Genomic DNA, 25,245 nt, shown 5'->3' on the forward strand with positions numbered 1-25,245 from the left:
AATGCAAGAGGTGTATATTTTGCTTCAGGAAGCGTTAAAGCTTTTAAAACAATACTACGGCTATTCCTCATTCAAAAAAGGGCAGGAGGAGCTTGTGGCCGGCATTCTTGAAGGCCGGGATTGTCTGGGGATCATGCCGACCGGGGGCGGGAAATCGATCTGCTACCAGCTTCCTTCCCTGCTGCTGGACGGGGTGACGTTGGTCGTCTCGCCGCTCATTTCGCTGATTAAGGACCAGGTGGATGTGCTCAATTCGATGGGCATTCCGGCCGCTTTTATAAACAGTACAATGACTTCCTCCCAGATCGACAAGCGGTGCGGCCAAATTCTGCATGGCGACTACAAGATCGTCTATATCGCTCCGGAACGTCTGGAGTCCGAACGTTTTCTCGAGCTGATCAGCCGTATCAGGGTTCCTCTCATCGCTGTGGACGAGGCTCACTGCATTTCCCAGTGGGGGCATGATTTCAGGCCGAGCTACATGAACATTTCCCGAATGGTGCAGCATCTTGCCGAGAGGCCGATCATTGCCGCATTCACCGCAACGGCGACGGACAAGGTCATGAACGATATCGCGGCCAATCTGCGTATGAAAAGCCCAAGGATCGTACGCACGGGCTACTCGCGTGATAACCTGGCATTTTCGGTGGTAAAAGGGGAAAGCAAGAAAGAGTTCCTGCATCAGTATATATTCGGCAACAAATCCCAGTCGGGCATACTGTACGCCTCCACCAGGAAAGAGGTCGATCTTTGGCATCAGCAGCTGCTGAAATGGGGCGTGCAGGCGGGCAAATACCACGCGGGTATGCCGGAAGAGGAAAGAAGCCGCAATCAGGAAATGTTTCTGTTCGACGATCTGAAGGTGATGGTTGCGACTAACGCTTTTGGGATGGGGATCGATAAGTCGAATGTACGGTATGTTATCCACCTTAACCTGCCGAAAAATCTCGAAGCCTACTACCAGGAAGCGGGCCGTGCCGGAAGGGACGGGGAAGAGAGCGAGTGCATACTGATGTTTGCGCCGCAGGACATTATGACGCAGAAATTTTTGATCGAGCAGTCGGGCTCGGATCCCGGGCGGCAGAATGCGGAATACGGCAACTTGAAGAAAATGATAGACTACTGCCATACTTCGCTGTGCCTGCAGAAAGTGATCGTGCAATATTTCGGCGATTTTGAATACGGCGAATGCGGCAAGTGCTCCAACTGTACGGATGACAAAGAACGGGTCAATATCACGACGGAGGCCCAGAAGATTTTTTCCTGCGTCTTCCGGATGGGGCAGCGGTTCGGCGTCGGGTTGACGGCCAAGGTGCTGCGGGGCGCCAATGACGCGAAAGTGAAGCAGTTCGGCTTTCAGCAGCTTTCTACCTACGGAGTTATGAAGGCTTACAAGGAAAAAGAAATCGCGAACCTGATCAACGCTTTGGCGGCGGATGGTTTTTTGCAGCTGTCCGAAAGCAAATTCCCCGTGCTCAGCTTAAGTCAGCGTGCGGCAGAGGTGCTGAAAGGAAATGAGTCCGTCTATCACCGGAGGATAGCGGTGAGCGAAACGAGGGAACCGGCGGACGGGCTGTTCGAAGCGCTGCGCACCTTAAGAAAAAGGCTGGCCGACAAGGAGCGGATACCGCCTTTTGCGGTATTTCCCGATAGTACGTTGAAGGAGCTTTGTGTCAAGCTGCCCGCGAATGAAAGCGAATTGATGAACGTTAAGGGAATCGGCGAGGTGAAGCGGAAGAAGTACGGGCTGCTTTTTTTGCAGGAGATTGCGGCGTACAGGGAGGAGTCTTCCGGCGGTGGGGGCAATGGCCGGGAGCGGTCAGTGCCGACGATCGGGGACGGTCGAAATGGAGCGGGATTCGAAGCGCTGGGGCAAGTGGAGCGGGGATCGGCGGGTTTTGACGCGCTGGGGCAAGCCGAGCGAGGATCGTCAAGACACGAAGCGCTGCCTCAACCCGAGCGTAGAGGATCGGCTGCCAAAATGAACCACGGCTCCGCTCAACCGCCCAGCCACCACATTTCCGCACGGCTTTTCCAGGACGGCTTGACCGTGAAAGAAATTGCGAAAGAAAGAAACATGAGTACGTTGACGATCCAGGATCACATCATCCGATATGGCATAGAAGGAAACGACATCGACTGGTCCGTGATTATCCCGATCGAGCAGGAGACGGTCATCTTGGCCAAAGTAAACGAACTGGGAGCCGAGAAACTCAAGCCGCTTAAAGAGGCGCTTCCGGAGGAAATCGATTATTTTACCATTAAAGCGGTCATTGCGAAACGAACCCTGGCTTAAAGTGAAAGACGTAATCGAAATGAAGCTTGGTTTAAAACGAAAGAGTGATCGTGAAACGAAGCTCGGCTTAAGCGAATCGGTCACCGTTCCGCTATGTCTTGCCGGAACAGTGTGAATTCGGGAATAACGGAAAAATAATCCTTTATAAAATAAAAAGGAGCGCGCACTTCCGCGAAGCGGGCTACGCCGCAGCAAGCCGCGCAGTTGCGCCGCTCCAGCGAACAGTTTTGGCTTTAGTCCACGCGAAACTCCGCCGGCTGGCTGCCCCCGCCAACACCGTTGGAGCCGCGAGTACGCATCCATACCAGAAGCCGGGCAGCGGCTTAATCCCATTGCAGCCGCTTGCCTTTGACCCACACGTGCTGCAGTTCCAGATCTTCAGACAGCAGCAGCACATCGGCTTGCTTTCCGGCTTCAAGGGAGCCGGTTGAGCCGCCGAGGCCGATCAGGCGCGCCGGATTGCCGCTGGCCATCAGGCTCGCTTCCTCGACGGACAGCCCGACCTGCCGCACGACGAACCGGAACGCGTCGATCATCGTCAGCGTGCTGCCGGCCAGAGCGCCGCCTTGCTGCAGCCGCGCAACGCCGTCTTTCACGGCGACCGCAAGGCCGCCGAGGTCGTATTCGCCGTCGCCGAGTCCCGCCGCAGACATCGCGTCCGTGATCAGCAGCATGCGGTCCGCAGGCTTCATTCTGGCGAGCAGCTTGATGGCCGCAAAATGCACGTGATGTCCGTCCGCGATCACTTCCGCGCTGATGCGGTCATCCGTAAGTACCGCGCCTGCGGTTCCCGGCTTGCGGTGATGCAGTCCGGTCATAGCGTTAAAGGTATGGACGGCATGCTTCAAGCCTCTCGACACGGCAAGTTCGATATCCTCGTATGAGGCGTCGGTGTGCCCGCAGGAAGCGACAATGCCGTGGGCATCAAGCCATTCGATGCAATCTAGAGCCCCGGGAGTTTCAGGGGCTAACGTCACAATGCGGATAAGCTCGGGAAATCTTTCCGACCAATCTTCCAACCAAGGAATTTGCGCTGGCACGATATAATTGGGGTTTTGTGCTCCCGGCCACTTGGGGCTGATGAACGGCCCTTCCAAATGGACTCCGAGCAGAGTTGCGTAAGGAGACCCCTTATCCATAAAATAATCAGCGGCGACAACGACCCGTTCGATAGCCTCCCGCGAGGCAGTCACCGTAGTCGCCATTATTCCCGTTGTGCCATGCTTCGAGTGATACTTGGTAATCGCCTCGTACGCTTCTTCATTGGCGTTCATAAAATCGTGGCCGAATCCGCCATGCACATGAACATCGATAAAGCCTGGGATGACCCAGCCCTGATGGGCGTCGATCCTGGCCTCGTTATGCAGTTCTTCCTGCGTTCCGCCCAACACCTCATCCCATAGCTCATCGCGCACGCCGCTGGGCCCTTCGCTCTTGAACTCGTCCTGCACCGAGCCAATCTCCGAGATTTTCCCGCCGCGAAGCCGGATATACGCATTCTCAAGCACGCCGGACTCGGTTACGACTTTAGCGTTATAGATGACAGTATTATCGTGGATACTCATTGCTTAAACAACCTCCCTGCACCGGAATCTAGGTAAACGATGAGCTGCGGATGGGTCTGCAGCAGCGAAGCGGGAATCTCCGTCGTAATCCGGCCGGTCAGCGCCCGGTGGACGATTTCCGCTTTGTCTTCCCCGCGGACGATTAATAAAATCGTCTTCGCCTTCAGAATCGTGCCGACTCCCATCGTAAGCGCCTGCTTGGGCACTTCGTCGATGGAAGAGAAGAACCGCGCATTGGCCTTACGGGTCTGCTCCTTCAAATCCACGATGTGCGTGCCGCTGAGCAGCGCGTGGTCGGGTTCATTGAAGCCGATATGACCGTTGTGCCCTATGCCGAGAATCTGCAGGTCAATCTGCCTGGCCGCCTCCAGAAGCTCGTTGTACCGGCGGCATTCCGCTTCCAGGTCAGGCGCGTTGCCGTTAGGAATATGGGTTCTCTCCGGGTCTAAATCCACATGGCGGAACAAATGCTCCCTCATATAAGTGTGGTAGCTCTCGGGATGATCCTCCGGCAGCCCCACATACTCATCCAAATTAAACGTTGTCGTGTTCTTGAAAGAGACGATTCCCCGGTTGCAGCTTTTCACCAGCTCTTCATACAGCCCAACGGGCGAGCTGCCCGTCGCCAACCCAAGAACGCAGTGTCGGCTCAACTGGATGAGGCCCGACACAATGTCCGCGCCAGCCTCATTGAGCTCCTGATTGCTTCGAAAAATCCTTAATTGCATGGATATTACCTGCCCTTCGTGGATTTGCGGTAAAGCTGCACCATCTGGAACGAATCTTCCAGACGGGGGACGAATTGCTCGAATTGACCGCTGAGCATGCCGGTGAACAAAATATCTATCACATAAAGCTGCGCGATTCTCGAAGCCATATCCCCTCTGCGGATCCCTTCCTCCAACGAAGAATTGAAGAGAGCGATATCGGCGATCCCGGCGAGCCTGTTAGCACCGTATTTCGTAAGAGATATGGTGGTGGCTCCGCGCTCCTTTGCACACACCATTGCATCGATGACTTCCGGCGTTTCCCCCGAATACGAGATGACAAAGGCCACATCCTGTTCCGTTAAAGTTGAGGCCGAAGTGATCTGCATGTGAGGGTCGGTGAAAACGGCGGATCTTTTCCCGATGCGCACCAGCTTCAGGTAGAAGTCCCGCGCTGCGATTCCAGAGCCGGAGATGCCGTACAGGTCAATCTGCCGGGCCCTCAGGAGCGCGTCCAAAGCCTGCTGCAGCGTATCCGGATCGAGGTGCACGGTCGTTTCCGTAATGGACCTGAGATGGTTGTCGCGGACTGCGGAAATGATATTCTGCAGCGAATTCCCCGAAACAATATCTTGATAGGACGCAGGGTGCGCGGGAGTCTGAGTCAGCTCGGACGCCAGCTTCATTTTAAAATCGGCGAAGCTCTGAAAATGAAAGTTTTTGCAAAAGCGCGACACTGTAGAGGCACTTGTATCGGAAATCCGGGCCAGATCGGTGATGTTCAGCCTGACAACCTCGCGGGGGTGCTCGATAATCGATGCGGCCAGCTTCCGTTCCTTTTGGGACAGTGTGCCTAATTTTTCTTCAATCGCGTTAATAATGCTGGACACTCTGATCCTCCTGAAAATGATTTTCAAAAAATGCGTTAATATCTAAAAAACAATTTCATCAACATCATAGTAGACAACAGCTTTATTTTCAATAAAAAAAATGATATTCATGCGTCTTGTGAACAAAAAGATCAACAGAATCTAAAATAAAAAGCTGCGCAATGGGGAAACGTTATACTTAACTGCTTCATAATAACATTTTAAGACAATTCGAGGGCGGTGACGCGGAGCAGGTATACTCAATTCAAAAAGTTCCTCGCCGCGCGTGGTGCCAACTAAGAATAAAGGAGAAAAATACGATGCTGGGTAAATTGTTTGGCAAAAAAACGAAAGCTAACGTTATTGAAATTACCGCACCGATCACCGGGGAATCCGTGCAGCTGGAGAAAGTGCCTGACGAAGCTTTTTCCCAAAAATATATGGGGGACGGGGTGGCTATCGAGCCTGCGGAAGGCACGGTTATCGCTCCTTTTGACGCGACAGTGGCACATATGATCCATACGAACCATGCGATTATTATTGAGCACGAAAGCGGGCTTCAGTTGCTCATCCACATCGGAGTGAACACCGTCGCGTTGGACGGAAAAGGCTTCACCGCCCGCGTCGCCACCGGTGAGACCGTGAAAAAAGGGCAGACGCTGATCGAATTCGATATCGAGCTGATCAAGAAAGCGGGCTATCCGGTCATTACCCCCGTATTGATAGCCAGCGAAGATGTCGTGTCCGAACTCGCACATTCTTACGGTACGGTCAAGGCCGGAGACAGTGTGGTTCTGAAGGCGACATTGGCCTAAGCTTGATCCAATCGTCAAAGCTTGTTGCCTAGCTTGATCCAATCGCCAAGTTTGTTCTTCAAATTAGCTTAGAGGGGAATGATGCGAAATGTTGGGCTTTCTTCAGAAAATCGGAAAAGCGCTGATGCTTCCCGTCGCTACGCTGCCGGCCGCATCCATACTGCTGCGGTTCGGAAATATCGACTACGTGAAAGATTTTCATTTAGGGGCTTTTGGCGCTTTTCTGAACCGTTATATCGCTCCGTTTCTGGCCGCGGGCGGATCGGCGATTTTCGATTTTCTGCCGCTCATCTTCGCCGTCGGGGTCGCCATCGGACTGGCGGGCGATGCGGTGGCCGCACTTGCAGCGGTCATCGCCTACCAGGTCCTGGTGAATGTTCTGGCAAAGGTGCCTGCGGCTTTCACAACCTTCGTGGGTAAAGACGCGAAGCTGGATATGGGGGTTCTCGGCGGTATCATTGCCGGTCTGCTCGCCGCTTATCTGTACAAAAAATACCACAATATCCAGCTGCCCGATTGGTTGGGATTTTTCAGCGGCAAAAGGTTCGTGCCCATCATCACCTCTTTGAGCATGGTGGTGTTAGCCGTCATCTTGGGCTTGATCTGGGGACCTATCCAGAATGCGCTGGACGTATTCGGACGCTGGATAGTCGGGCTGGGCGGAATAGGGGCCGCCATTTATACGATCGGCAACAGGCTGCTGCTTCCGTTCGGGCTCCATCATATTCTCAATTCCATCGCCTGGTTCCAGATCGGTTCCTTCACGGACGCCACAGGAAAGACCGTACACGGGGACCTTACCCGTTTCTTCGCCGGAGATAAAACGGCAGGCCTGTTCATGACCGGATTCTTCCAGATCATGATGTTCGCTTTGCCCGGCGCGGCGCTGGCCATAATACATACGGCCAAACCGGACAAAAGAAAAGCCATCGCCTCCGTTTTCCTCGGCACTGCGTTCGCCTCTTTCCTGACCGGAATTACGGAGCCTTTGGAGTTTGCGTTTATGTTTGTCGCTCCGCTGCTGTTCGGTATTCATGCGGTCCTGTCCGGGGTATCGGCGTTTATTATGGCGGCTCTCGGAGTAAGGCACGGATTCGGCTTCTCCGCAGGGCTGATAGACTACTTGCTCAACTATCCCTTGGCGACGAAGCCGCTCTGGATCATCCCTGTCGGCCTTGTTTTCTTCGTCGTCTATTACGCGCTGTTCCGGTTCCTCATTGTAAAGCTGGACATCAAAACTCCGGGCAGGGAAGACGATGAACTGATCGAAGCGCCGCAGGATGATGCGCCGAAAGCAACTGCAGCAACAGGTTCGAAGCGGGCGGCAGGAGCAGCGGGGAAGGCCGGCATGACCGAGAAAGCGGAGCAGGTACTCACGGCGGTCGGAGGACATGATAATATCGTCAGCCTTGACGCCTGCATCACCCGTCTCAGAATGGTGGTCAAGGACGATAAGGCCGTAGATGACGCAAAGCTGAAGAAGCTGGGCGCTTCCGGTGTCATCCGTCTAGGGAACGGAGCGGTCCAAGCGATATTCGGGCCGCAGGCCGAACGGATCAAGGACGAAATGAACAAACTAAAATAAGCTTTTTCCGACAGGAGTGATCTTTTTGAGAAATGAGTATGTGATTGAAAGCAGGCTGGGGATCCACGTGAGACCGGCCAAAAAAATTGTGGAGACCGCGAAGAGCTACCCTTGCAAAGTATATTTCGAAAAGGACGGCAAGCAGCTGAACGCGAAAAGCCTGGTCAGTATTCTGGCGCTGTCCGCCAAATATAAAGATACCGTTGTGCTTGTTACGGAAGGGGAACAGGAAAACGAAGCACAAAAGGCGGTGGGGCAGATCCTGATCTCCCTTGCCGAAGAATCCCCTGAAGGAGTGAATTGATATTGCTGCTGCAGGGAATCGGAGCCGCCGGCGGTTACGCTTTGGGCATTGCGAAGGTGATGCGAAGCGCTGTGCGTACAGAAGAGAAGCAATATATCGATGCGGATCAGGCAGGCGCGGAATCGGAACGGCTTCAGAAGGCGATTAGCAGAAGCGCTGCAGAAATCGGCAGGATCGCTTCGGACCTCACCGCCAAAGGGCTCGGGGATGAGGCAGAAATTATGGAGGGACATCTTCTGCTGTTGGAGGATGACGAGCTTGTGGGCCGGGCCCAGGAGCTTATCGCCGTGGAACATCTGGACGCCGCGTCGGCGATGGCCGCAGCGATGGGCGAGGTAGTCGCAGTGCTCGAAGGGCTCGATGATCCTTACCTGCGCGAGCGGACAGCCGACATTCGGGATGTGAGCCAAAGGATCATCAGGAATCTTGACGGCGGGACGGAGGAGACATTGTCTGCAGGGAACGAGAAAATCATCCTGATCGCCGAGGAATTGACGCCTTCCCAGACCGCCCAGCTGGATCCCGAGGTATTCGGGGGATTTGTGACCAAAGTCGGGGGCAAAACATCGCACTCCGCCATTATGGCCCGCTCCTTGGGAGTGCCGGCGGTCTCGGGAATAGGCGATTCGCTTGCTTCCATTCCGGACGGCCAGATCGTGGCGATTGACGGAAACGAAGGGAAGGTCTATGTAAACCCCGATCAGGAACTGGTCGCCCGCTTCCGGAGCCTGGTTGCGAAAAACAATGCCTCTACCGAGAGATTCCAACCATTTTTTGGTAAGAAAACGGTGTCCGCAGACGGCAAACAGGTAGAGCTGGTATCGAATATCGGTTCTAGTCAGGACGCCCAAACCGCCAAAAAGAACGGGGCGGAAGGGGTAGGCTTGTTCAGGACGGAGTTTCTGTACATGGGCAGGGACACCCTGCCGACCGAAGAGGAGCAGCTGAGCAGCTATGCTGAAGTTGTGAAAGAATTCGGAGCCGAAGCCCCGGTTGTAATCAGGACGATGGATATAGGAGGAGACAAGGAGCTGCCCATTCTTAACCTGGCCAAGGAGGACAACCCTTTTCTGGGCTACAGGGCCATTCGAATCTGCCTGGAAGAGCCGGAGCTGTTCAAGACCCAGCTGCGGGCGATTCTGCGGGCTAGCGCGTTCGGGAATATAAAGATCATGTTTCCGATGGTCGCCACTTTGTCGGAATGGCGCAAAGCCGCCTCTCTGCTGCAGGAGGCCAGGGAGGAGCTAGACCGTGAAGGCATAAAGTACTCTCCCGATATAGAAACCGGCATTATGATCGAAATCCCTGCTGCGGCTTTGCTCGCAGATCAATTTGCCAAAGAGGTCGATTTTTTCTCTATAGGAACCAACGATCTGGTACAGTATACGATGGCGGCGGACCGGATGAACGAGAAGGTGTCGCATTTGAATGATGCTTTGAACCCATCGGTGCTGCGTTTGATTCAAGGGGTCATTCGGGCGGCGCATGACAACGGCAAATGGGTTGGAATGTGCGGCGAAATGGCCGGCCAGCCTCACGCCGTGCCGATTCTGCTAGGGATGGGATTGGATGAATTCAGCATGAGCTCCCGGTCTATCCTCAGGACGAGAGCCTTGATCAGCGGCTTGAAGCAGGAACAAATGAAGGGACTGGCTGCAGCTGTCCTTCAGTTCGGTGATGCGGAGGAAATTAAAAAGCACGTGGAACGGCAGGTGCCCGAAATCCTGGAATATGTTTAGCGCTGCCCAAAAAAACGTGTGGATTTGCTCAACGTGTGGATTGCTCACTGGTTTGGTGACGATAATCCATTCGTTTTTTTTTTTTTGCTTGCCGATATTGCTTTTTTATAAAATAGTGTTATTATTTAATTGTTAAACAATTTAAATATTATACAGTATAACAATAGAGGTGTAAGGCGATGGATGCCAAAGAGGAGCAGAACATTGACAGGTTCCAAAACGCATTGTTTCAAACCGCACGAAAGCTAGGGCATGAATTGATTGAAAGGATGGATGCCGGTTTAACAGGGCCTCAGTTCTATGTCCTTTACCTTATCTCTGAGTACGGAAGCTGCAAAGTATCGAGGCTGGCCGAGAAGATCGAGGTAAAACCCAGCGCCATAACCGTTATGATCGACCGAATGGTCGCCCGCGGATTTGTCGAAAGAAAGAATGACGAGAATGACCGCAGGGTCGTATTGGTGAAGCTTACCAGTGAAGGCAGGGAAGCGCTGGACAAACTGCAGGAAATGAGAAAACAGGCTATCCATCAGCATTTATCCCAATTTAGCCCGGAGCAGATTGAGGAATTTCTTGGGATACTGGAAAAAATTGCCCAATTTCAACTAAAAGAATAAAAGAGGTGCAGAGAGTGGAGAAAATGCAGGAACTTACAAACTTACGGGAAGAGGCGGAAGGGTCCACAAGGCACAGAGGGTTATTGATCACCGGCCTTATTATCGCCATGCTTTTCGCCGCGCTGGACGGGACGATCGTCGGTACGGCGATGCCAAGAATCGTAGGACAGCTGGGCGGACTGAGCTTAATGACCTGGTTGACCACCGCTTATATGCTCGCTTCCACAACGGTCGTCCCCATTGCGGGAAAGCTTGCCGACCTGATAGGGCGTAAAGTCGTTTATGTAACAGGGCTGATCATTTTTATTGCAGGCTCGGCGCTTTGCGGTATGTCGCAGAATATGACGGAATTGATTCTGTTCCGCGGCCTGCAGGGAATTGGCGGCGGCGTCATGATGCCGATGGCCATGATCATCATCGGGGACTTGTTCACCGGAAAAGAACGCGCGAAGTGGCAGGGCGTATTCGGCGGTTTGTACGGCTTGTCCTCCATTATCGGTCCGCAAATCGGAGGCTGGATCGTAGACAGCCTGGACTGGAGATGGGTGTTCTATATTAATCTGCCTGTAGGAATTCTGGCCACCGTTCTGATCGCATTGGGATTGCAATCCCACAAGGCCACAGGTCCGGTGAAATTCGATATCGCAGGTATGCTGACTATGGTCATCGGGGTCGTCACCTTGCTTCTTGCGCTGACTTTCGGCGGAAAGGACTTTCCTTGGGACTCGTGGCAGATCGTCTCTCTTTTTGCCGCAGCCGTTATTTTTCTCACCGCATTTGTGTTTATCGAATCGAAAGCGGAGGAAGCTATTCTGCCCGTACGCTTGTTCAAGAACAGGACGTTCAGCGTTATCAACGGGATCGGATTTCTGATGAGCATCGGTATGTTCGGGGCGATTATGTTCGTGCCTTTCTTCATGCAGGGCATTCTAGGCGTCAGTGCAACCGAATCCGGAACCGTCATGACGCCGCTCATGATTACGATGATCGTTTTCAGTATTGCGGGCGGATTGCTGGTATACAAAGCGGGTGTCCGGCTTCAGCTGCTGGTCGGCATGGCCGTAATGGCCGGCGGTTTCCTGCTTATGCTCACTATGGGAATGGAAACGTCCAAACTGCAGGCCTCCGGGATCATGATGGTGCTCGGTGCGGGAATGGGGCTCGTCATGCCGATCCTGACGCTTGCACTGCAGGAAACTTTCCCCAAATCAGAGCTTGGAATCGTGACTTCGTCCAGCCAATTCTTCCGCCAAATCGGGGGAACCTTCGGGATGACCGTGCTTGGAGCCGTCTTTAACCATAAATCAACGGTCAGCTTGACAGGAGATATAGAGCCGCTGTTAAAGCAAATCCCTGACCAGGGGAGCGGCATCGCGTCCCGGATAACGGACATGATTCATACCAACCCTCAAGCGCTTTACAATTTGCTGTACAATCCGGCTACTCTTTCGCAAATGCCTGCAGCATTTGCCGAGAAGATCGTTCCGATGCTGAAAAATGCCATGATCCTCTCGCTGCACAGCGTGTTCTTTTACGGACTGATCTTTGTGCTGTTGGGTGCGGTACTGTCTTTGTTCTTGGGAAAGATCAAGCTGACCGAACGGAAAAAAGGCCGCGCGAAGGCATCCGACATGGTGTAAACGGCCTAGGCGTAATGTAAACCTTGTTCGATTGCATACTGTACAATGGATGACTGGATACGGAGCTGTCACTCCTTATACCGGTCGTATCTTTGGTCGATTTCCTTTGCCATGGAGCGGTATTTTCTGGTTTCCTCGACAATCGGATCGATTTTGGCCTGGATACGGATTTCCGTTCTGACCGGGAGCTGCCGTCTGGCAGCTTCTCCGGTATCCTGCTTTTCCAGCTCTCCTTCGGTTAAAGATTGCGCAAGCTCCTGCTCAAGATCTTTTGGTTCCATTCTTTCCCCATCCTTTCTTTCTCTTTGCTTTTACTGCTACTATTAGATTACCCATTTTTGCTATCGTTTCCCGTCGTACAACTAAAACTCGCTTATTTTTATTATACATTCGCCCTGATCTACAGCTGTAATGGTTTTAAGCCTAATTCTATACAAATGATCTCCCCAAACTGCTCTCATGTTTTCGTCCTCAAGCGGTATTTTGTTGATCGAAGCCACAAACATTTCTCCGTTGTATCGGATTATTACCTTATGGTGATTCTCATCTTGCAAGACAATGCCTTCCGTTCCTTCGAATTGCGGTGTGTGCGGCGTAATTAAACTCAGTGTGATATCGTGTGTCACGCGTTCCAATTGAAAGTTATCCTTGATTTCAATACATGGGTAAGAATCACGAATGAGACTTATTGAACGCATCCAGCTTTTAATCCCGGCAGAATCAGGGTATGCTCCCGCGATGTTCATCGATAACGATGCTGTCGTATCGGGGAGCCTTCACAATATATGATGAATTGACCGATGTCTTTAAGATTATGGCTTTCATCGTTGTGCCCTCCCTTAGCGGCCAGGTACAACCCCTTGGACGAGCCCTCCTGCTCCCGTGCAACCATCACTTGTATCCCGTCAAGCCATGCATCCCTGATGTAAGGAGATTCTCCGGTATAATTCTCTATTTCGGTATAATTAAATAAAGCCGGCAATAGGCGAGACATTGACGAGAACTCTATATTGGTTGCTTCCTCTCGCTTTTTCTTCAGCACCATTGCTTCCAGTCCGGACAGCCTGGCATCTTCAATACGGCGCCCATATCGGTATGTAAGTTCGGCGGGGATATGTACCTTAGCCGGACTGTCAGCAAAGTTGGCATAAAAGTAATCATCAATAAAAGCTTTATAAATATAACGGCCTGCTTGTTGAATAAGAGGTTCTTGGTATACATCAATCTTTCCGTCGGAGACACCGTAAAGCATTTCAAATCACAACCGCCATCTGAATGGAGCTGCCCAATATAATTATCCAAACTGCACATCGTCTTTGACCACCGCTGCTTCACGTTTTGCCGTGTCGAGTATTCTGCACATCTTGTTTACAGAAATTTTACTATAATTGTTTATCTGCATGATAGTAAGATTAAATATGTACGAAATCCATTTCCGGAGGTAATCTCATGAACCATCAATTTTTCCTCTCCCGTCATGATCACCATTTGGAAAAACACCCTCATTTCGGACACACAATAACCAACGATTCCTACGGTCATCAACTTCATCCATTATCCCTACATGCTCCTGTTGTTCACGTGAAAGCCCAGATCACAAAAGTATTGCCCGACGCCAAAGCCAAGGGTGCCATGCACCATCATCTATTCGTACAGATCACGGACTTACTTCAGATCCGGGGCGCGGATAGCTCTATCATTGATATGCAGAAAGAAACTTTCGTTGCGATTCGGTACGGGGATCATCTTGGAATTAAACAACCAATTCCCGACCTTGCGGTCGGACAACCGATCGAACTGCAAGGTGAATATGTGGACGAGAACCATGTATATCTGACACCGGATAACCGCGAAGGAGATCCCGTTATTCATTTCACTCACAGTCCCGTCGGATACGTAATCTATGAAGGAAAGGAATATCAATGAGCTGCAAAGTAGTGGCTGTATAAGAAACTATCTGCGTTAAGCAAATGGCTGCCATCTTTGGCGGCCTATATGTTGTTATGCTATTGGACATTGGTTGGGGCAGGTTTATTCAAATCAAAATAGGCAGAATCCTTCCTAAACCATCGACTATTGTGCATCCTGCGGCATCTGATATCCTTTTCCATTGCCTTTCAACCTCCCCTGATAACCAATTTTACTTATTATATATTCCATATACTAGAGATAGAAATCAAAAAATGATAAATAGATGAAAGACGCATATAATGAACCCGATGGGGGAAAACGTACAAAATGCACGTGGACTTCAAGCCCGATTTAAAATAGTTCCGGATTAATTGAGGGTGTGAGTCGCAGCGGGCACTCCTAGCTTTTTTTCAAACGGGAAAGGGGCGGTTTGGATGAATGAACGGATAAAACCGCGGCGGTTATATCCCGGGGATACGGTAGGCATTACGGCACCGGCCAGCTGGGGTGACAGGGAGCAGGTGAAAGCGGCTGCAGCTTGTTTGGTAAAGTTGGGGCTGCAGGTGCGGCTGGGCGAGAGCTTGTCGAAGCAGCACGGCTACTTGGCCGGAACGGATGAGGAGAGAGCACGGGAGTTGAACGGCTTGTTTGCCGATCCCGAGATCAAAGCGATCATCTGCGCGCGCGGGGGTTACGGCACAGGGAGAATCGCAGACATGCTTGACTATGGCATGATACGGGCCAACCCGAAAATTTTCTGGGGATATAGCGACATTACCTTTTTGCATGCGTCGATTGGAAAGTACGCGGGATTGGTTACTTTCCACGGTCCGATGATGATCGATCTGGGTCAAGACAGCCCTCATCCGCTCACCGTTCAAAATTACGAAACGCTCATGCAGCCATCCGTTCTGCGCTATACGGAAGAAATATCGCCGCTTGATACTTTAGTGGAAGGAGAAGCCTTTGGCCCCATCGTCGGCGGGAACCTCTCCTTGCTCGTAAGCACTCTCGGAACTCCGTACGAGCTGGATACGAGAGGCAAAATCTTTTTTATAGAGGAAATCGACGAAGAACCTTACCGGCTCGACCGGATGCTGAACCAACTGCGCCTGGCGGGCAAATTTGCCGATGCAGCGGGGATTCTCGTCTGTGATTTTAACAATTGTGAGCCGAACAAACGCAGGGCCTCTCTTACATTGGAGCAAATTATCGGGGACCACATTATTTCCGCGGGGAAGCCGACGCTGGCGGGGTTTAAGATCGGCCACTGCTCCCCGAATATCGCGGTTCCGATGGGTATCAAAGCAAGATTAAGCACGCGTGACAAATTGCTGGAATGTACTGAACCCGGTGTAGAGGCATAAGGAGGCGGCGTATGAAGCGTAGGGAAGCAGTGAGGCAGTTGGCAGCGCTGAACAAGCTGTCGGGCGGTGTCCTGGGCATTCACGTAATGGCACAGCGCCAAAACGCGGGGGTGGGAGCATGAGGGGAATCAAGCGCATGACGGCAGCGGTGTCCGTCGCTACGGTATGGAACCATCCTGAATCGCCTCGGCCTATGGATGTGCCTGCGCTGCTGAATCCGGTGCAGATTGCGGAATGGCTGAAGCGGATGACGGTGGACGACAAGCTGAATTTGTACGAGGAGAACCGGGTTCAGACGCAGATTTTGTACGGCACTTCCGTTATTGCCGCCGAAGAGCGGGAGGATTGGGTTAAAGTGCTTATACCGGAGCAGGGTACCCGGAAAGAGGCTGCAGGCTATCCCGGTTGGGTGCCAAGAAGGCAGCTCGTCGAAGCAGCGGAATATACGCCAGGCTCCAAGCGGACGGAAGCCAACGTTGACCCATCCGCTGCGAAGCGGGTCGAAGTGGTGTCGAAGAAGGCGTGGTTGTACAGCAGCCCGTCGGAGCCGTTGATCGAATTGAGCTTCCTTACCTCGCTGCCGGTCCTGGAAGAAGCGCTTGGCTGGGTGAAGGTGCAAACACCGGATGGCGCAGCTTTTTTGCAAACCGGAGATGTCCGAATCATCGGGGGCGAAGGCCCTCTGGCTTCTATGCCTGCAGAAGGACATAACGACCGCGGAAGCCACGAACTCGAGCTGACCGATGTCCCTCTTGCTCCCACGCCTGCTGTCAGACACATAGGGCATGGAATTGTCGAGCAAGGCACGAGATTTCTGGGCCTGCCTTACCTGTGGGGCGGCGTCTCTTCTTATGGTTACGATTGCTCGGGGTTTGCGTACAGCATGCACAGATATTTCGGTATCTCCATCCCGAGAGACGCTTCAGACCAGGCGAAGCAGGGAGCGCTTATCGAGAAGGAACACCTGCAACCGGGCGATCTGCTTTTTTTTGCTTATGAAGAAGGGAAGGGTTCTATCCACCATGTAGGCATTTACGCCGGGGACAACCGGATGATCCACTCGCCGGAATCGAAGAGCTGCGTAGAGATAGTGGATTTGGCAAGCTACAAACTGGCAAACGAGCACTGTTTGTCGAGACGGTACTGGGGATAGTCAGACAATAGAAAAAAAGCCAGGGAAACGGTTTAACGGGTTCCGTTTTGAGGTGCAAGAGGGAGAAATGGCATCAAAATTGACAACGGGTTTGACAAGATTTTGAATCAAAAAAGGGTGGCAAATGCCACTCTTTTTTATCAACGTAGTTTTCGTTTGAACAAACTATAAAACAGCGGTCGTTTGAGCAATTGCAATCCGATGATGGAACAAGTTGGTTGTGTGAATTATGGGTTACTGAAAGAATGAATTCGGATATCTGAGCTCCCCTTTGATTTCATGAATTTTATTCTCCGATATCGCAAACACCATAAAAACGTTGTCGGGAACATTGAATTGCTTCAGGTCAAATCCATATTCTCTCGCTGGTTTAAATCCAAATTTTGGATAGTACGTTGGATGTCCGATTAAGAACACAAAGTCATACCCCAAATTTGCGCATCTTTTTAAACCCTCTTGAATTAGTTTGCCACCTATCCCTGTTTTCTGATGAGAAGGCTTTACTGCGATAGGAGCAAGGACAATAACCTCGCATTGCTTTTCATTTTCAATAATTTCAGCTTTGCTAAATAAAGCATGACCGACTACTTCCTCGCTTTCTTCTGCGACTAGCGACAATTCAGGAATAAATCCTTCGGATGTTCTGATTCTTTGGACAAGCCTAGACTCATCCTCCCTATTTCCAAAAGCTAAATAATTCAATTCAAACACATCGTCATAGTCACTTAATCTCTCTGTTCTGATTTCCATATTGACTTTCCCATCCTTCTCCTCAGTTTAGATAACTTGATAATACTACGATTTAATTCGTAGGGTGTGGGAATTATCCTATATATTAAAATTTTCCCGAAGTTTGGTTAACTTCGGGCAGAAGCGTTATTGTCCTATTTGAAATAAACAATATCCTTCAGGGTGTATTGCCTGTCTGCAATCCCGATGCGTTGTGCAGGAGTCGCTTCAACGCCGTCATACGATTTGTATGGCATGCAAAAGTTGTAATACGTCCGAAGAATGGTTTCGGCGTAATGAGCATACTTTGGATTGAAATTGGCGTAAATATAGCTTTTGCCGTCACCTCTCGCCGTTACCAACGGTCTTTCCAATACAGAAATCCTTCGACGAATTTGTTGTAAGAAGGCGTTTACAGATTTATCGTTAATCTGAAGCACCATATTCGCAATGTCTTTCGGGTCATAGGAGGACAAATCCGTAGTGCAATCGACTAATCGAATCCCTTGATCAAGCGTCGGCATCGGGTGCTCTATCGGGTTCTTCGCCCATCGCAAATGAAATTTGCCGCCGACGTTGACTTGCTCATGAAACGTATGGGTTTTGAACATTTCTCGGAGCTTCAAGAACGCCATTTTACTGAGCGACATCTTGTGATATCCGTTGCTTTGCCCCCACGCAACCAGGTTACTTCTAGCTTTAAGGCTCTCCCTAAAAGCATCTCGACGACTTTTGCTGCGGTCAATTTTGCAAAGAAAATGATGTGCCGCGAATAGCCTAATCTCTCTTGCGAACACCCGATTAATGGCGGTCATGATGGAGTAATCTTCATCGGTCACAAATCGCCATTCATCAGCTTTTACCATTTGTTTTATCCACCACAAATGGGCGATGGTCGTGTACGTTGAATTCACGTGTAAACCGTCAATGTACTTCTTCCTGCGGTTGAATTCGCCCAACTCTTCGCGGTATTGGGCGTCAGTTTGCGTGTCGTTGCTTGTCGGCGGCTGCGGAGCATAAGAAAATCTGAGCCTTGCGTTTTTTTGAACGAATTCGTTTAAATGGTCGTCCTTATATAACGCTGTGTCCCTCTCGATGTCGTCCATATTGACGAACCAATCATACGCAACGTCAGACCTGAATATATAGCGAGTATGCAAGTCGCTCGTGACGACAATGTGCGTCGCAAACTGTTTTTGCTCCAAATCATCGTATCTAATCGAACCCTGACCCTTTTTGCGGACATTATTCAGAAAATAAATCATCTTGTCTGTGTTCAACCACATTACACCATATTTCTTTGAAGCGAAGGCTTTGGCTTCGTGGCGCTCTAGAAACTCTAAGCACTTCTTGTAAAGCCACTCCAGCTTGGCATAGTACGTTTCGGAACCGATTTGCAAGATTTCACACGTACGCTTGACGGGCGTCCGATTTACAAGGCATTGTGCGAGGGATAAAAGTACATCGTTGCGTTTCTGATGATACGCGAACGATTCACGCTGCGAAGGAAGCACGTTGGTCATCTTTTTGCAGACTTTGCACCGCCATTTTTGGGAATTGCCGCTGCTCTTGCCTTTCTTATGGAACTCATTGGGGTACGTGAAGGGCGTAAGTGAACTGTTCGAGCAGCCAGTCCGATGAAATTCGTAGTTTGGTTCCATGTCCTGCACGTTGTCAATTGTCGCAAGACGAGCTATTTCCTCAGCGACCGACCAATTGGACAAAGGCTGGGTTGTGCAGTCCCATGTCATACCCACCCCAGGGCGAATTGGATCAGGATTACAGACAATGGACTGACTACCGTGTTTAAGACTACCGCTTAGTTTATATCGGCTTGGTTTCATCGGAATTGTCTCAAATTTTTGCTGTGGCAGCCCAATCCACTTACAAAATGGATTTGTACAAGCGTTCATTTGAATTTGATGTGAAACCCCGTTCGAATGAATGGTAACTGGCTTAAACAGCAAATCACGGTATTTATGAGCAAATTTCAGAGGAGGTAGCAGGAGATAATCCTTCGACCGCGAATTTATCTCACTATCCGATAATGGTCGCTCGACAACGATTATGTTGTCCTCTAAAGTTGTGAGCCGTTTTAATTTAGACAACAGTGCTTTCCTCCGAATCAGATTCAGTGAATATTTGTGCCATTGCCCGTTTGTTTCGTCTTTTATCTTTGACCCATTTGATGAACTCAGGGTCGTCCTTTAGTTTTGACAGAACTTTATCGACGACTTCGTCTTCGGTGTAACCCGTATATTGAGCATAATGCTTAACGATAGCCTTTGTTTTTTCAGAAACTATCCAAGTTGATTTAGTACCTAGCCTTGGTTTGGGCTTTAGAAACACGTCCATCGGCTGCACTCCTCCTTTTTCTTACAAATTGACATCTCAAATGACATTCAGATTGACATCTAAATTGACGTTATACATAAATTATTTCCATAATTTTATCAACCTATACATTTGGCTGTCAATTGAAGCGCTAAAATCGCGGAATCCCTTGATATGTAAAGAAAAATGGCGTGTCAAATTGTTTGTCAATTTGCACGCCATTTGGTATGTCATTTAGTGTTTTTGCACCTCAAAACGGAACCCGTTAGAAACGGTTCCCCGGCTTTTTTTGCTGCTCGTTACTGCTCGTTTCCCGTGGTGCCTTTGTAGTAGTGGGTATGCGGACGCATTCCGTTCACAGTTGTGAATCCTTCAAAATAGTGGATATGGCCCCCCTCAGGCAGGTCAATGGCGGGTCCCGTTACCCCTTGGATAACATGCGTATGCCCGTGGTTTACCGAAGTGGCCGTATGATAACGGTGCACATGGGGAACCCCTGTAGGAGCCGCTTCCGTCACCCCCGCATATTCATGGACATGCCCGTCGTCATAGGAAGTAACCCCTCCGAACTGATGGACGTGATAGACCGGCCTGCCGTCCCAGGAAGTAATATATACCCTATGGGTATGCTCATTGTCAGAGTTTTGCGAGTGAAGCACGAAGCCTTTGACATGTATTTTATCCATTATGCTGCCTCCTTTTCCTGCAATAATTCTATGCAGGTAATCCGTCGTGCGACCAGGCAAGTGCATACTCCGCCAACGTAATTTTGCAAGTTCAGACAATTCCAGGCAGTATGGAGTCGATGTTTGCCGATGTAATTCAAATAGTGAACGATGATGAAAGTGCCGAGTTGTTCGACGATTACGAGGAACGTATTAGCGCAATTGTCTCGGATACGGAGGGGATTGGCTGGGGCTTCCACGATAATTTGTATTATTTGCACACTCAATTAAGGTGGATTTAAGATATTACTTATTTGTAGAGAACCGAAATCGCGGATATATAAGACGGAAAAAGGTCAAATCGTCAAAGAATACGCTAATGGTGAGATTAAGCCAGTAAAGATCCAGGGGTGACTCATGAATGAGCCTCCAGATTGATGTATGTATTCGCAGGAAATAGCGGGAGCGCCAAAAGCACAATTCGCAATTTAAAATAGACGCATCCCGCTTACAATCAACCGTCGTGCGACCAGATGAGTGCATATCATGTCAAAGTAATTTTGTAAGTACAGACACTTCTAGGCCCCCGCCCACATAAAATGGTATCAATCACATCATGGGGGTGACCTACAAGTGCCTGGTTTTTTCTCAGCGTTCGCCTTATTCTTCAAAGAACTGTTGCTACTCGTCTCCTATGTCAAGAACAACGCGTTTCCCCAACCTTTAGCCGAGGATGAAGAAGAGAAGCATCTGCATTTGATGGCTCAAGGCAACCAACATTCCCGTAACCTGCTTATAGAGCATAATCTTCGTTTGGTCGCGCATATCGTCAAAAAGTTCGATAACACAGGCGAGGACCTGGAAGACCTGATCTCCATCGGAACGATCGGTTTGATCAAGGCGATAGAGTCGTTCAGCCCCGATAAAGGGACTAAGCTCGCCACTTTCGCCGCCCGTTGTATCGAGAACGAGATTTTGATGCATTTGCGTTCGTTGAAAAAGACCCGCAAGGACGTTTCCCTCCACGATCCCATCGGTACGGACAAAGAGGGCAACGAGATCACATTAATCGATATTCTGGGCACGGAAACCGATGATGTTGTCGATAAAGTGCAGCTTAAAATTGAAAAATCGAAGATCTATAAAAATCTTGATATCCTTGATGACCGCGAAAAAGAAGTCGTTGTCGGCCGGTTCGGCCTCGAAGCCGGGGGCGAGGAGCGTACACAGCGCGAGATTGCAAAGGAGCTTGGCATTTCGCGCTCCTATGTGTCGCGGATCGAGAAGCGGGCGCTGATGAAGCTGTACCATGAGTTTTATAAGGCGAAGCGGTGACTATAGCGGTTTATTGAGCCTGCCTGCCCGGCGGGTTTATTGGAATCTGTCTTGTTTAATAAAGGAGGCTGGATCGAATAAAACGTCTCGATCATCTCATTACTATATTGTTTGGAGAGAGTCCATACCGAGGGGATATGGAATAGGAGTTCTTGGGGTCTTAGTCTTTTTAATTGGTGGACTTGCGGATATGTTGTGGCACTTGTTTTTAGGAATTCAACATATTACGGCGGTTCGATTGTGCTGTCGTCGATCGTGTCGCTCGGATTGTATCAGATGAGCAAACAAAATCAACAACCAACAAATATGTGAATCAGATCAGGTCTCTTTGAACGAACGATTGTTACAACCTAAATAAAAGACAAATGTGTAGTTGAAGCCTCGAATCAGTTTGGCTCGGGGCTTTTTGTTGTTCACGGATAAACACTTGAATGTTCAGGTTAAGGCTTTGCCACAGCGCCGCCTGAGGCGACTCCTGTCGAACTTGCCCCGCTGGCCGCTCCGGCGTGGACCCCTTTATGGCCGCTCAAGGTATGAGTCGAATCCTGGCAGACGTTAATGGGTGCGAATTTACATTTAATTTATACAGAGTTAATACGCAAATAACACTTGACCGTTATTTTAGTTATGTGGGAACGGTCCCATACCAGAAATGGGGTTACAAAAATGAGTTATACAATCAAGGAAATCGCTCTCCGCGCCGGAGTATCCAAGTCGACGGTCTCCAGGGTGATCTCCGGCAAAGGATACACAAGTCCGGAAGCGCGGGAGAAAGTGCTTCATATTATTCATGAACTGCAGTATAAGCCGAACGCGGTGGCAAGGGCAATGGTTTCACATCGGACGCACAATATCGGTGTGCTGATTTACCGGCGGCATCATCCGATCGCTTCCCATCCGTTTTACGGCAAAATTCTCGACGCGATTCTAACCGCGGCCGCAGGGTTGGACTACTCCGTATTCGTGACTACCGACCATGAGATGTCGCTTCGTTCGGCGGATTTCATGCTGGAGAAAAGAGTCGACGGCCTGATCCTGATCAGCCGACTGCAGCAAAATGTCATCGATTATATCAAAAACTTCGGAGTCCCTTATCTGATGGTGAACGGCTCGACAGAAGTTGACGGGGTCGTCCATATCGTCAATAAGGACGAACAGGGGGGACAGACAGCCGCCGGGCATTTGATCGGGTTAGGGCACAGCGGCGTCTTTATTCTCGCCGGTCCGCAGACGCATCGCAGCCATTATCTCAGGCTGAAAGGGTTTAAGCTTTTCATGGAACGGCAAGGGGCGCAGCTTCAGTCCTCGTCCATCGCGTATACTGCCGCATCTACGTTTGATGAAGGCTACGCAATGATGAGCCTGCATTGGGACCATTTTCGAAAGGGTAATTATACCGCCATATTCGCGACCAATGATATGATAGCTCTCGGCGCGATGAAGTTTTTGCTGGAACGGTCCGTGCGGATACCCGCGCAGGTAGCAGTGATGGGCTTTGACAATATTGATTTTGCGGCTATGTTCTCGCCCTCCTTGACGACGGTTAGCGTAAATATGGAGGAAATGGGCAGAAACGCTTTTATGATGTTGGACAAGCTCATCCGGCAGGAATCGGTCACGGACACAGCAATAGAATTTGAGCCTAAATTGATTGTCCGGCAGTCGACCGGAGGCCAATAATCTCTTCTGAAAGGAGCGTATAGTCCGCATGCGATGGTATTTGAAAGCAATAGGTCCCCGAAAAATCGTCGAATTTCTCGTGCTCGTTGTGTTTATTGTATTCTTTTTAGGCCCGCTGCTGAACTTGACCATATTGGCATTCACCGGAAAATGGAACTATCCGGATATGCTGCCGCATGAATGGTCGTTGAAATGGTGGAAATTTGTATTCCAGCAGCAGGATATCGCCAAATCGATCGGATTGTCGTTTCTCATCGCTACGATAGTAACCGCATTGTCGATCGTGCTTTGCATTCCCGCCGCTTACGCGTTTGCACGGATTCGTTTTCCGCTCAGCCGCTTCTTCTTGTTCTCTTTTCTGCTTACGCATGCTTTTCCCAAAATGGGGCTGTATGTCTCGATCGCCGTACTGTTCTATAAGCTCGGATTAATGAACACTTTGGCCGGGGTCGTGTTGATCCATATCATTAACGTGCTTATGTTCATGACCTGGATCCCCACGGCTGCGTTCCGCAACGTCCATACCGCGCAGGAAGAATCTGCCCGTGACGTTGGAGCGAGTCCCTTCCGAGTGTTCCGCAGCATCACGCTGCCGATGGCGATGCCCGGTATCCTTGTGGCTTCCATCTTTACGTTTTTGAATTCGCTGGATGAAGCGCAGGGCACGTTCCTGGTCGGCATTCCGAACTTCAAAACAATGCCGATCGTCATGTACTCGATTATTGCCGACTATCCGGCCTATGCGGGAGCTGTGTTTTCGATTATCTTGACAGCCCCGACCATTATTCTGCTGCTCGCCGCACAGCGCTTTGTCAGCGCGGATATTATGTCGAGCGGGTTCCAAATCAAATGAACACGGTAATCGGTCAGCCAAAAAAGGAGGTCAGCATGGATATTCAACTATCGATTCGACAACTGACTAAACGCTATAAAACGGGGGATGGCGTCTCCGACATCTCTCTCGATGTCCGAAAGGGCGAGCTGATCACATTGCTTGGCCCTTCCGGATGCGGCAAAACAACGGTGCTGCGCAGCATCGGCGGTTTTCTCGACCCGGATTCGGGGGATATCCTGATCGAGGGCAAGAGTGTACTGAAGTCTCCGCCGGAGAAGCGCCCGACCTCGATGGTGTTCCAAGGCTATAATCTATGGCCGCATATGACGGTTTACGAGAACCTGGCGTTCGGCTTGAAAATACGCAAAATGAAGAAACCCGAGATTGATAAAGCCGTTTCCGAAGTATTGGAGCTCGTCCGTCTGCCCGCTGCTGCGCAGAAATACCCGACCGAGCTGTCCGGCGGCCAGCAGCAGCGGATCGCGGTCGCCAGGTCGCTGCTGCTCAAGCCTGCCGTCCTGCTGCTGGATGAACCATTCTCCGCATTGGACGCCAAGCTTCGCCACGAGATGAGGGAAGAACTCCGCGAGATCCAGGCGAATACCGGCCTGACGATGGTGTTCGTTACTCACGACCAGGAGGAAGCGCTGTCGATCTCCGACCGCATCGTGGTTATGAACCATGGGCATATCGAACAGATTGCGTCCCCCCAGGAAATATACGATGAGCCGATATCTCTGTACGTTGCTCAATTTATCGGCAAAATGAACTTTTTAAAGGGGGTGGTGGCAGCCGGGCAGGTGACAGTTGGGCAGCTGGCATTCCCGAATTCCAGGAAGCTTTCCGGCGGAGTGACCGTTGCGGTGCGGCCGGAAGATGTCATTTTGTATGGCGAAGAGGGTCAAGGTCTTGGAGGAACGATCAAGCAAATCATGATTCTTGGGCATTACGCCGAAGTGTCCGTCGATTTGCAGGAGCACGGCACGATCAAGGCATTTCAGCCGCGCGACCAGGTGAAAGATTTGCAACAAGGGCAGCAGCTTAAAGTGAATTTTGCAAAAGCATTAGCATATCAGGAAGTTTAACCAAATTTAAGGAG

The 25,245-nt window shown here is 50.5% G+C and carries 25 protein-coding genes; 15 read left to right on the plus strand and 10 right to left on the minus strand.

The window, feature by feature from the left end; all coding sequences use genetic code 11:
- The first annotated feature begins 10 nt into the window (after window positions 1-10).
- Window positions 11-2,296, plus strand: coding sequence for a DNA helicase RecQ (gene recQ, locus ACZ5N7_RS01350; RefSeq protein WP_464656703.1), 2,286 nt, complete (start codon window positions 11-13; stop codon window positions 2,294-2,296).
- 323 nt (window positions 2,297-2,619) lie between these two features.
- On the opposite strand, the gene nagA is transcribed toward recQ, so the two are convergent.
- The 3 genes from nagA to ACZ5N7_RS01365 are packed head-to-tail and all read right to left on the minus strand — an operon-like array spanning window position 2,620 to window position 5,458.
- A complete protein-coding gene (gene nagA / locus ACZ5N7_RS01355; RefSeq protein ID WP_464656705.1) occupies window positions 2,620-3,861 on the minus strand; it encodes an N-acetylglucosamine-6-phosphate deacetylase in 1,242 nt (413 codons plus the stop codon).
- Window positions 3,858-4,589, minus strand: coding sequence for a glucosamine-6-phosphate deaminase (gene nagB, locus ACZ5N7_RS01360; protein ID WP_464656707.1), 732 nt, complete (start codon window positions 4,587-4,589; stop codon window positions 3,858-3,860). The genes nagA and nagB overlap by 4 nt, the downstream gene beginning before the upstream one ends.
- A gap of 5 nt (window positions 4,590-4,594) precedes the next feature.
- The gene (locus tag ACZ5N7_RS01365) at window positions 4,595-5,458 is read right to left on the minus strand and encodes a MurR/RpiR family transcriptional regulator (protein WP_464656709.1); all 864 of its coding nucleotides are present in this window, start codon (window positions 5,456-5,458) and stop codon (window positions 4,595-4,597) included.
- A 299-nt stretch (window positions 5,459-5,757) separates the two neighbouring features.
- Between ACZ5N7_RS01365 and ACZ5N7_RS01370 the strand changes: the two genes are divergently transcribed.
- The 6 genes from ACZ5N7_RS01370 (at window position 5,758) to ACZ5N7_RS01395 (ending at window position 12,137) form a co-directional block, all read left to right on the plus strand.
- Window positions 5,758-6,252: a PTS sugar transporter subunit IIA gene (locus ACZ5N7_RS01370; RefSeq protein WP_464656711.1), complete on the plus strand. Its 495-nt coding sequence runs from the start codon at window positions 5,758-5,760 to the stop codon at window positions 6,250-6,252.
- Between the two features lie 88 nt (window positions 6,253-6,340).
- Window positions 6,341-7,837 (plus strand): N-acetylglucosamine-specific PTS transporter subunit IIBC, encoded by a 1,497-nt coding sequence (nagE, locus tag ACZ5N7_RS01375; protein WP_464656713.1) that lies wholly within the window; start codon window positions 6,341-6,343, stop codon window positions 7,835-7,837.
- 25 nt (window positions 7,838-7,862) lie between these two features.
- Window positions 7,863-8,141 (plus strand): HPr family phosphocarrier protein, encoded by a 279-nt coding sequence (locus ACZ5N7_RS01380; protein ID WP_464656715.1) that lies wholly within the window; start codon window positions 7,863-7,865, stop codon window positions 8,139-8,141.
- A gap of 2 nt (window positions 8,142-8,143) precedes the next feature.
- Window positions 8,144-9,880, plus strand: coding sequence for a phosphoenolpyruvate--protein phosphotransferase (gene ptsP / locus ACZ5N7_RS01385; RefSeq protein WP_464656717.1), 1,737 nt, complete (start codon window positions 8,144-8,146; stop codon window positions 9,878-9,880).
- Between the two features lie 179 nt (window positions 9,881-10,059).
- Entirely contained in the window at window positions 10,060-10,497 is a 438-nt protein-coding gene (locus ACZ5N7_RS01390) for a MarR family winged helix-turn-helix transcriptional regulator (RefSeq protein ID WP_464656719.1), read from the plus strand.
- Window positions 10,498-10,520: 23 nt separating this feature from the next.
- Window positions 10,521-12,137, plus strand: a complete 1,617-nt coding sequence (locus ACZ5N7_RS01395; protein ID WP_464659100.1) for an MDR family MFS transporter — start codon at window positions 10,521-10,523, stop codon at window positions 12,135-12,137.
- A 68-nt stretch (window positions 12,138-12,205) separates the two neighbouring features.
- Here ACZ5N7_RS01395 and ACZ5N7_RS01400 read toward each other — a convergent pair whose 3' ends face one another.
- The 3 genes from ACZ5N7_RS01400 to ACZ5N7_RS01410 form a co-directional block, all read right to left on the minus strand.
- Window positions 12,206-12,418, minus strand: coding sequence for a hypothetical protein (locus ACZ5N7_RS01400; RefSeq protein WP_464656721.1), 213 nt, complete (start codon window positions 12,416-12,418; stop codon window positions 12,206-12,208).
- An 81-nt stretch (window positions 12,419-12,499) separates the two neighbouring features.
- The gene (locus ACZ5N7_RS01405; protein ID WP_464656723.1) at window positions 12,500-12,883 is read right to left on the minus strand and encodes a hypothetical protein; all 384 of its coding nucleotides are present in this window, start codon (window positions 12,881-12,883) and stop codon (window positions 12,500-12,502) included.
- Window positions 12,880-13,389, minus strand: coding sequence for a hypothetical protein (locus tag ACZ5N7_RS01410; protein WP_464656725.1), 510 nt, complete (start codon window positions 13,387-13,389; stop codon window positions 12,880-12,882). Before ACZ5N7_RS01410 ends, ACZ5N7_RS01405 begins: the two co-directional genes overlap by 4 nt.
- Before the next feature lie 197 nt (window positions 13,390-13,586).
- Between ACZ5N7_RS01410 and ACZ5N7_RS01415 the strand changes: the two genes are divergently transcribed.
- From ACZ5N7_RS01415 to ACZ5N7_RS01425, 3 genes are all read left to right on the plus strand, one after another.
- The gene (locus tag ACZ5N7_RS01415; RefSeq protein WP_464656727.1) at window positions 13,587-14,063 is read left to right on the plus strand and encodes a hypothetical protein; all 477 of its coding nucleotides are present in this window, start codon (window positions 13,587-13,589) and stop codon (window positions 14,061-14,063) included.
- Window positions 14,064-14,482: 419 nt separating this feature from the next.
- A complete protein-coding gene (locus ACZ5N7_RS01420; RefSeq protein ID WP_464656729.1) occupies window positions 14,483-15,415 on the plus strand; it encodes a S66 peptidase family protein in 933 nt (310 codons plus the stop codon).
- 118 nt (window positions 15,416-15,533) lie between these two features.
- Entirely contained in the window at window positions 15,534-16,568 is a 1,035-nt protein-coding gene (locus tag ACZ5N7_RS01425) for a C40 family peptidase (RefSeq protein WP_464656731.1), read from the plus strand.
- Window positions 16,569-16,802: 234 nt separating this feature from the next.
- On the opposite strand, the gene ACZ5N7_RS01430 is transcribed toward ACZ5N7_RS01425, so the two are convergent.
- The 4 genes from ACZ5N7_RS01430 to ACZ5N7_RS01445 form a co-directional block, all read right to left on the minus strand.
- Window positions 16,803-17,318, minus strand: coding sequence for a GNAT family N-acetyltransferase (locus ACZ5N7_RS01430; RefSeq protein ID WP_464656733.1), 516 nt, complete (start codon window positions 17,316-17,318; stop codon window positions 16,803-16,805).
- 134 nt (window positions 17,319-17,452) lie between these two features.
- Window positions 17,453-19,405 carry an insertion element protein gene (locus ACZ5N7_RS01435; protein ID WP_464656735.1) on the minus strand — a complete coding sequence of 651 codons (1,953 nt, stop codon included), beginning with the start codon at window positions 19,403-19,405 and terminating at the stop codon, window positions 17,453-17,455.
- Entirely contained in the window at window positions 19,398-19,652 is a 255-nt protein-coding gene (locus ACZ5N7_RS01440) for a hypothetical protein (protein ID WP_464656736.1), read from the minus strand. The genes ACZ5N7_RS01435 and ACZ5N7_RS01440 overlap by 8 nt, the downstream gene beginning before the upstream one ends.
- A 278-nt stretch (window positions 19,653-19,930) precedes the next feature.
- On the minus strand, window positions 19,931-20,317 hold the full coding sequence (locus ACZ5N7_RS01445) for a YmaF family protein (protein ID WP_464656737.1): 387 nt from the start codon (window positions 20,315-20,317) through the stop codon (window positions 19,931-19,933).
- Between the two features lie 119 nt (window positions 20,318-20,436).
- On the opposite strand from ACZ5N7_RS01445, the gene ACZ5N7_RS01450 reads away from it, so the two are divergent.
- The 5 genes from ACZ5N7_RS01450 to ACZ5N7_RS01470 all read left to right on the plus strand — a co-directional run bounded on the left by ACZ5N7_RS01450 (window position 20,437) and on the right by ACZ5N7_RS01470 (window position 25,231).
- Window positions 20,437-20,598, plus strand: a complete 162-nt coding sequence (locus tag ACZ5N7_RS01450) for a hypothetical protein (RefSeq protein WP_464656739.1) — start codon at window positions 20,437-20,439, stop codon at window positions 20,596-20,598.
- 331 nt (window positions 20,599-20,929) lie between these two features.
- A complete protein-coding gene (gene sigK, locus ACZ5N7_RS01455) occupies window positions 20,930-21,631 on the plus strand; it encodes an RNA polymerase sporulation sigma factor SigK (RefSeq protein WP_464656741.1) in 702 nt (233 codons plus the stop codon).
- A 666-nt stretch (window positions 21,632-22,297) separates the two neighbouring features.
- A complete protein-coding gene (locus ACZ5N7_RS01460) occupies window positions 22,298-23,311 on the plus strand; it encodes a LacI family DNA-binding transcriptional regulator (RefSeq protein WP_464656742.1) in 1,014 nt (337 codons plus the stop codon).
- 28 nt (window positions 23,312-23,339) lie between these two features.
- Window positions 23,340-24,164, plus strand: coding sequence for an ABC transporter permease (locus tag ACZ5N7_RS01465; RefSeq protein WP_464656744.1), 825 nt, complete (start codon window positions 23,340-23,342; stop codon window positions 24,162-24,164).
- Between the two features lie 35 nt (window positions 24,165-24,199).
- Entirely contained in the window at window positions 24,200-25,231 is a 1,032-nt protein-coding gene (locus tag ACZ5N7_RS01470) for an ABC transporter ATP-binding protein (RefSeq protein WP_464656746.1), read from the plus strand.
- Window positions 25,232-25,245 lie beyond the last annotated feature (14 nt).

The sequence above is a fragment of the Paenibacillus sp. JCM 18996 genome (assembly GCF_055392555.1).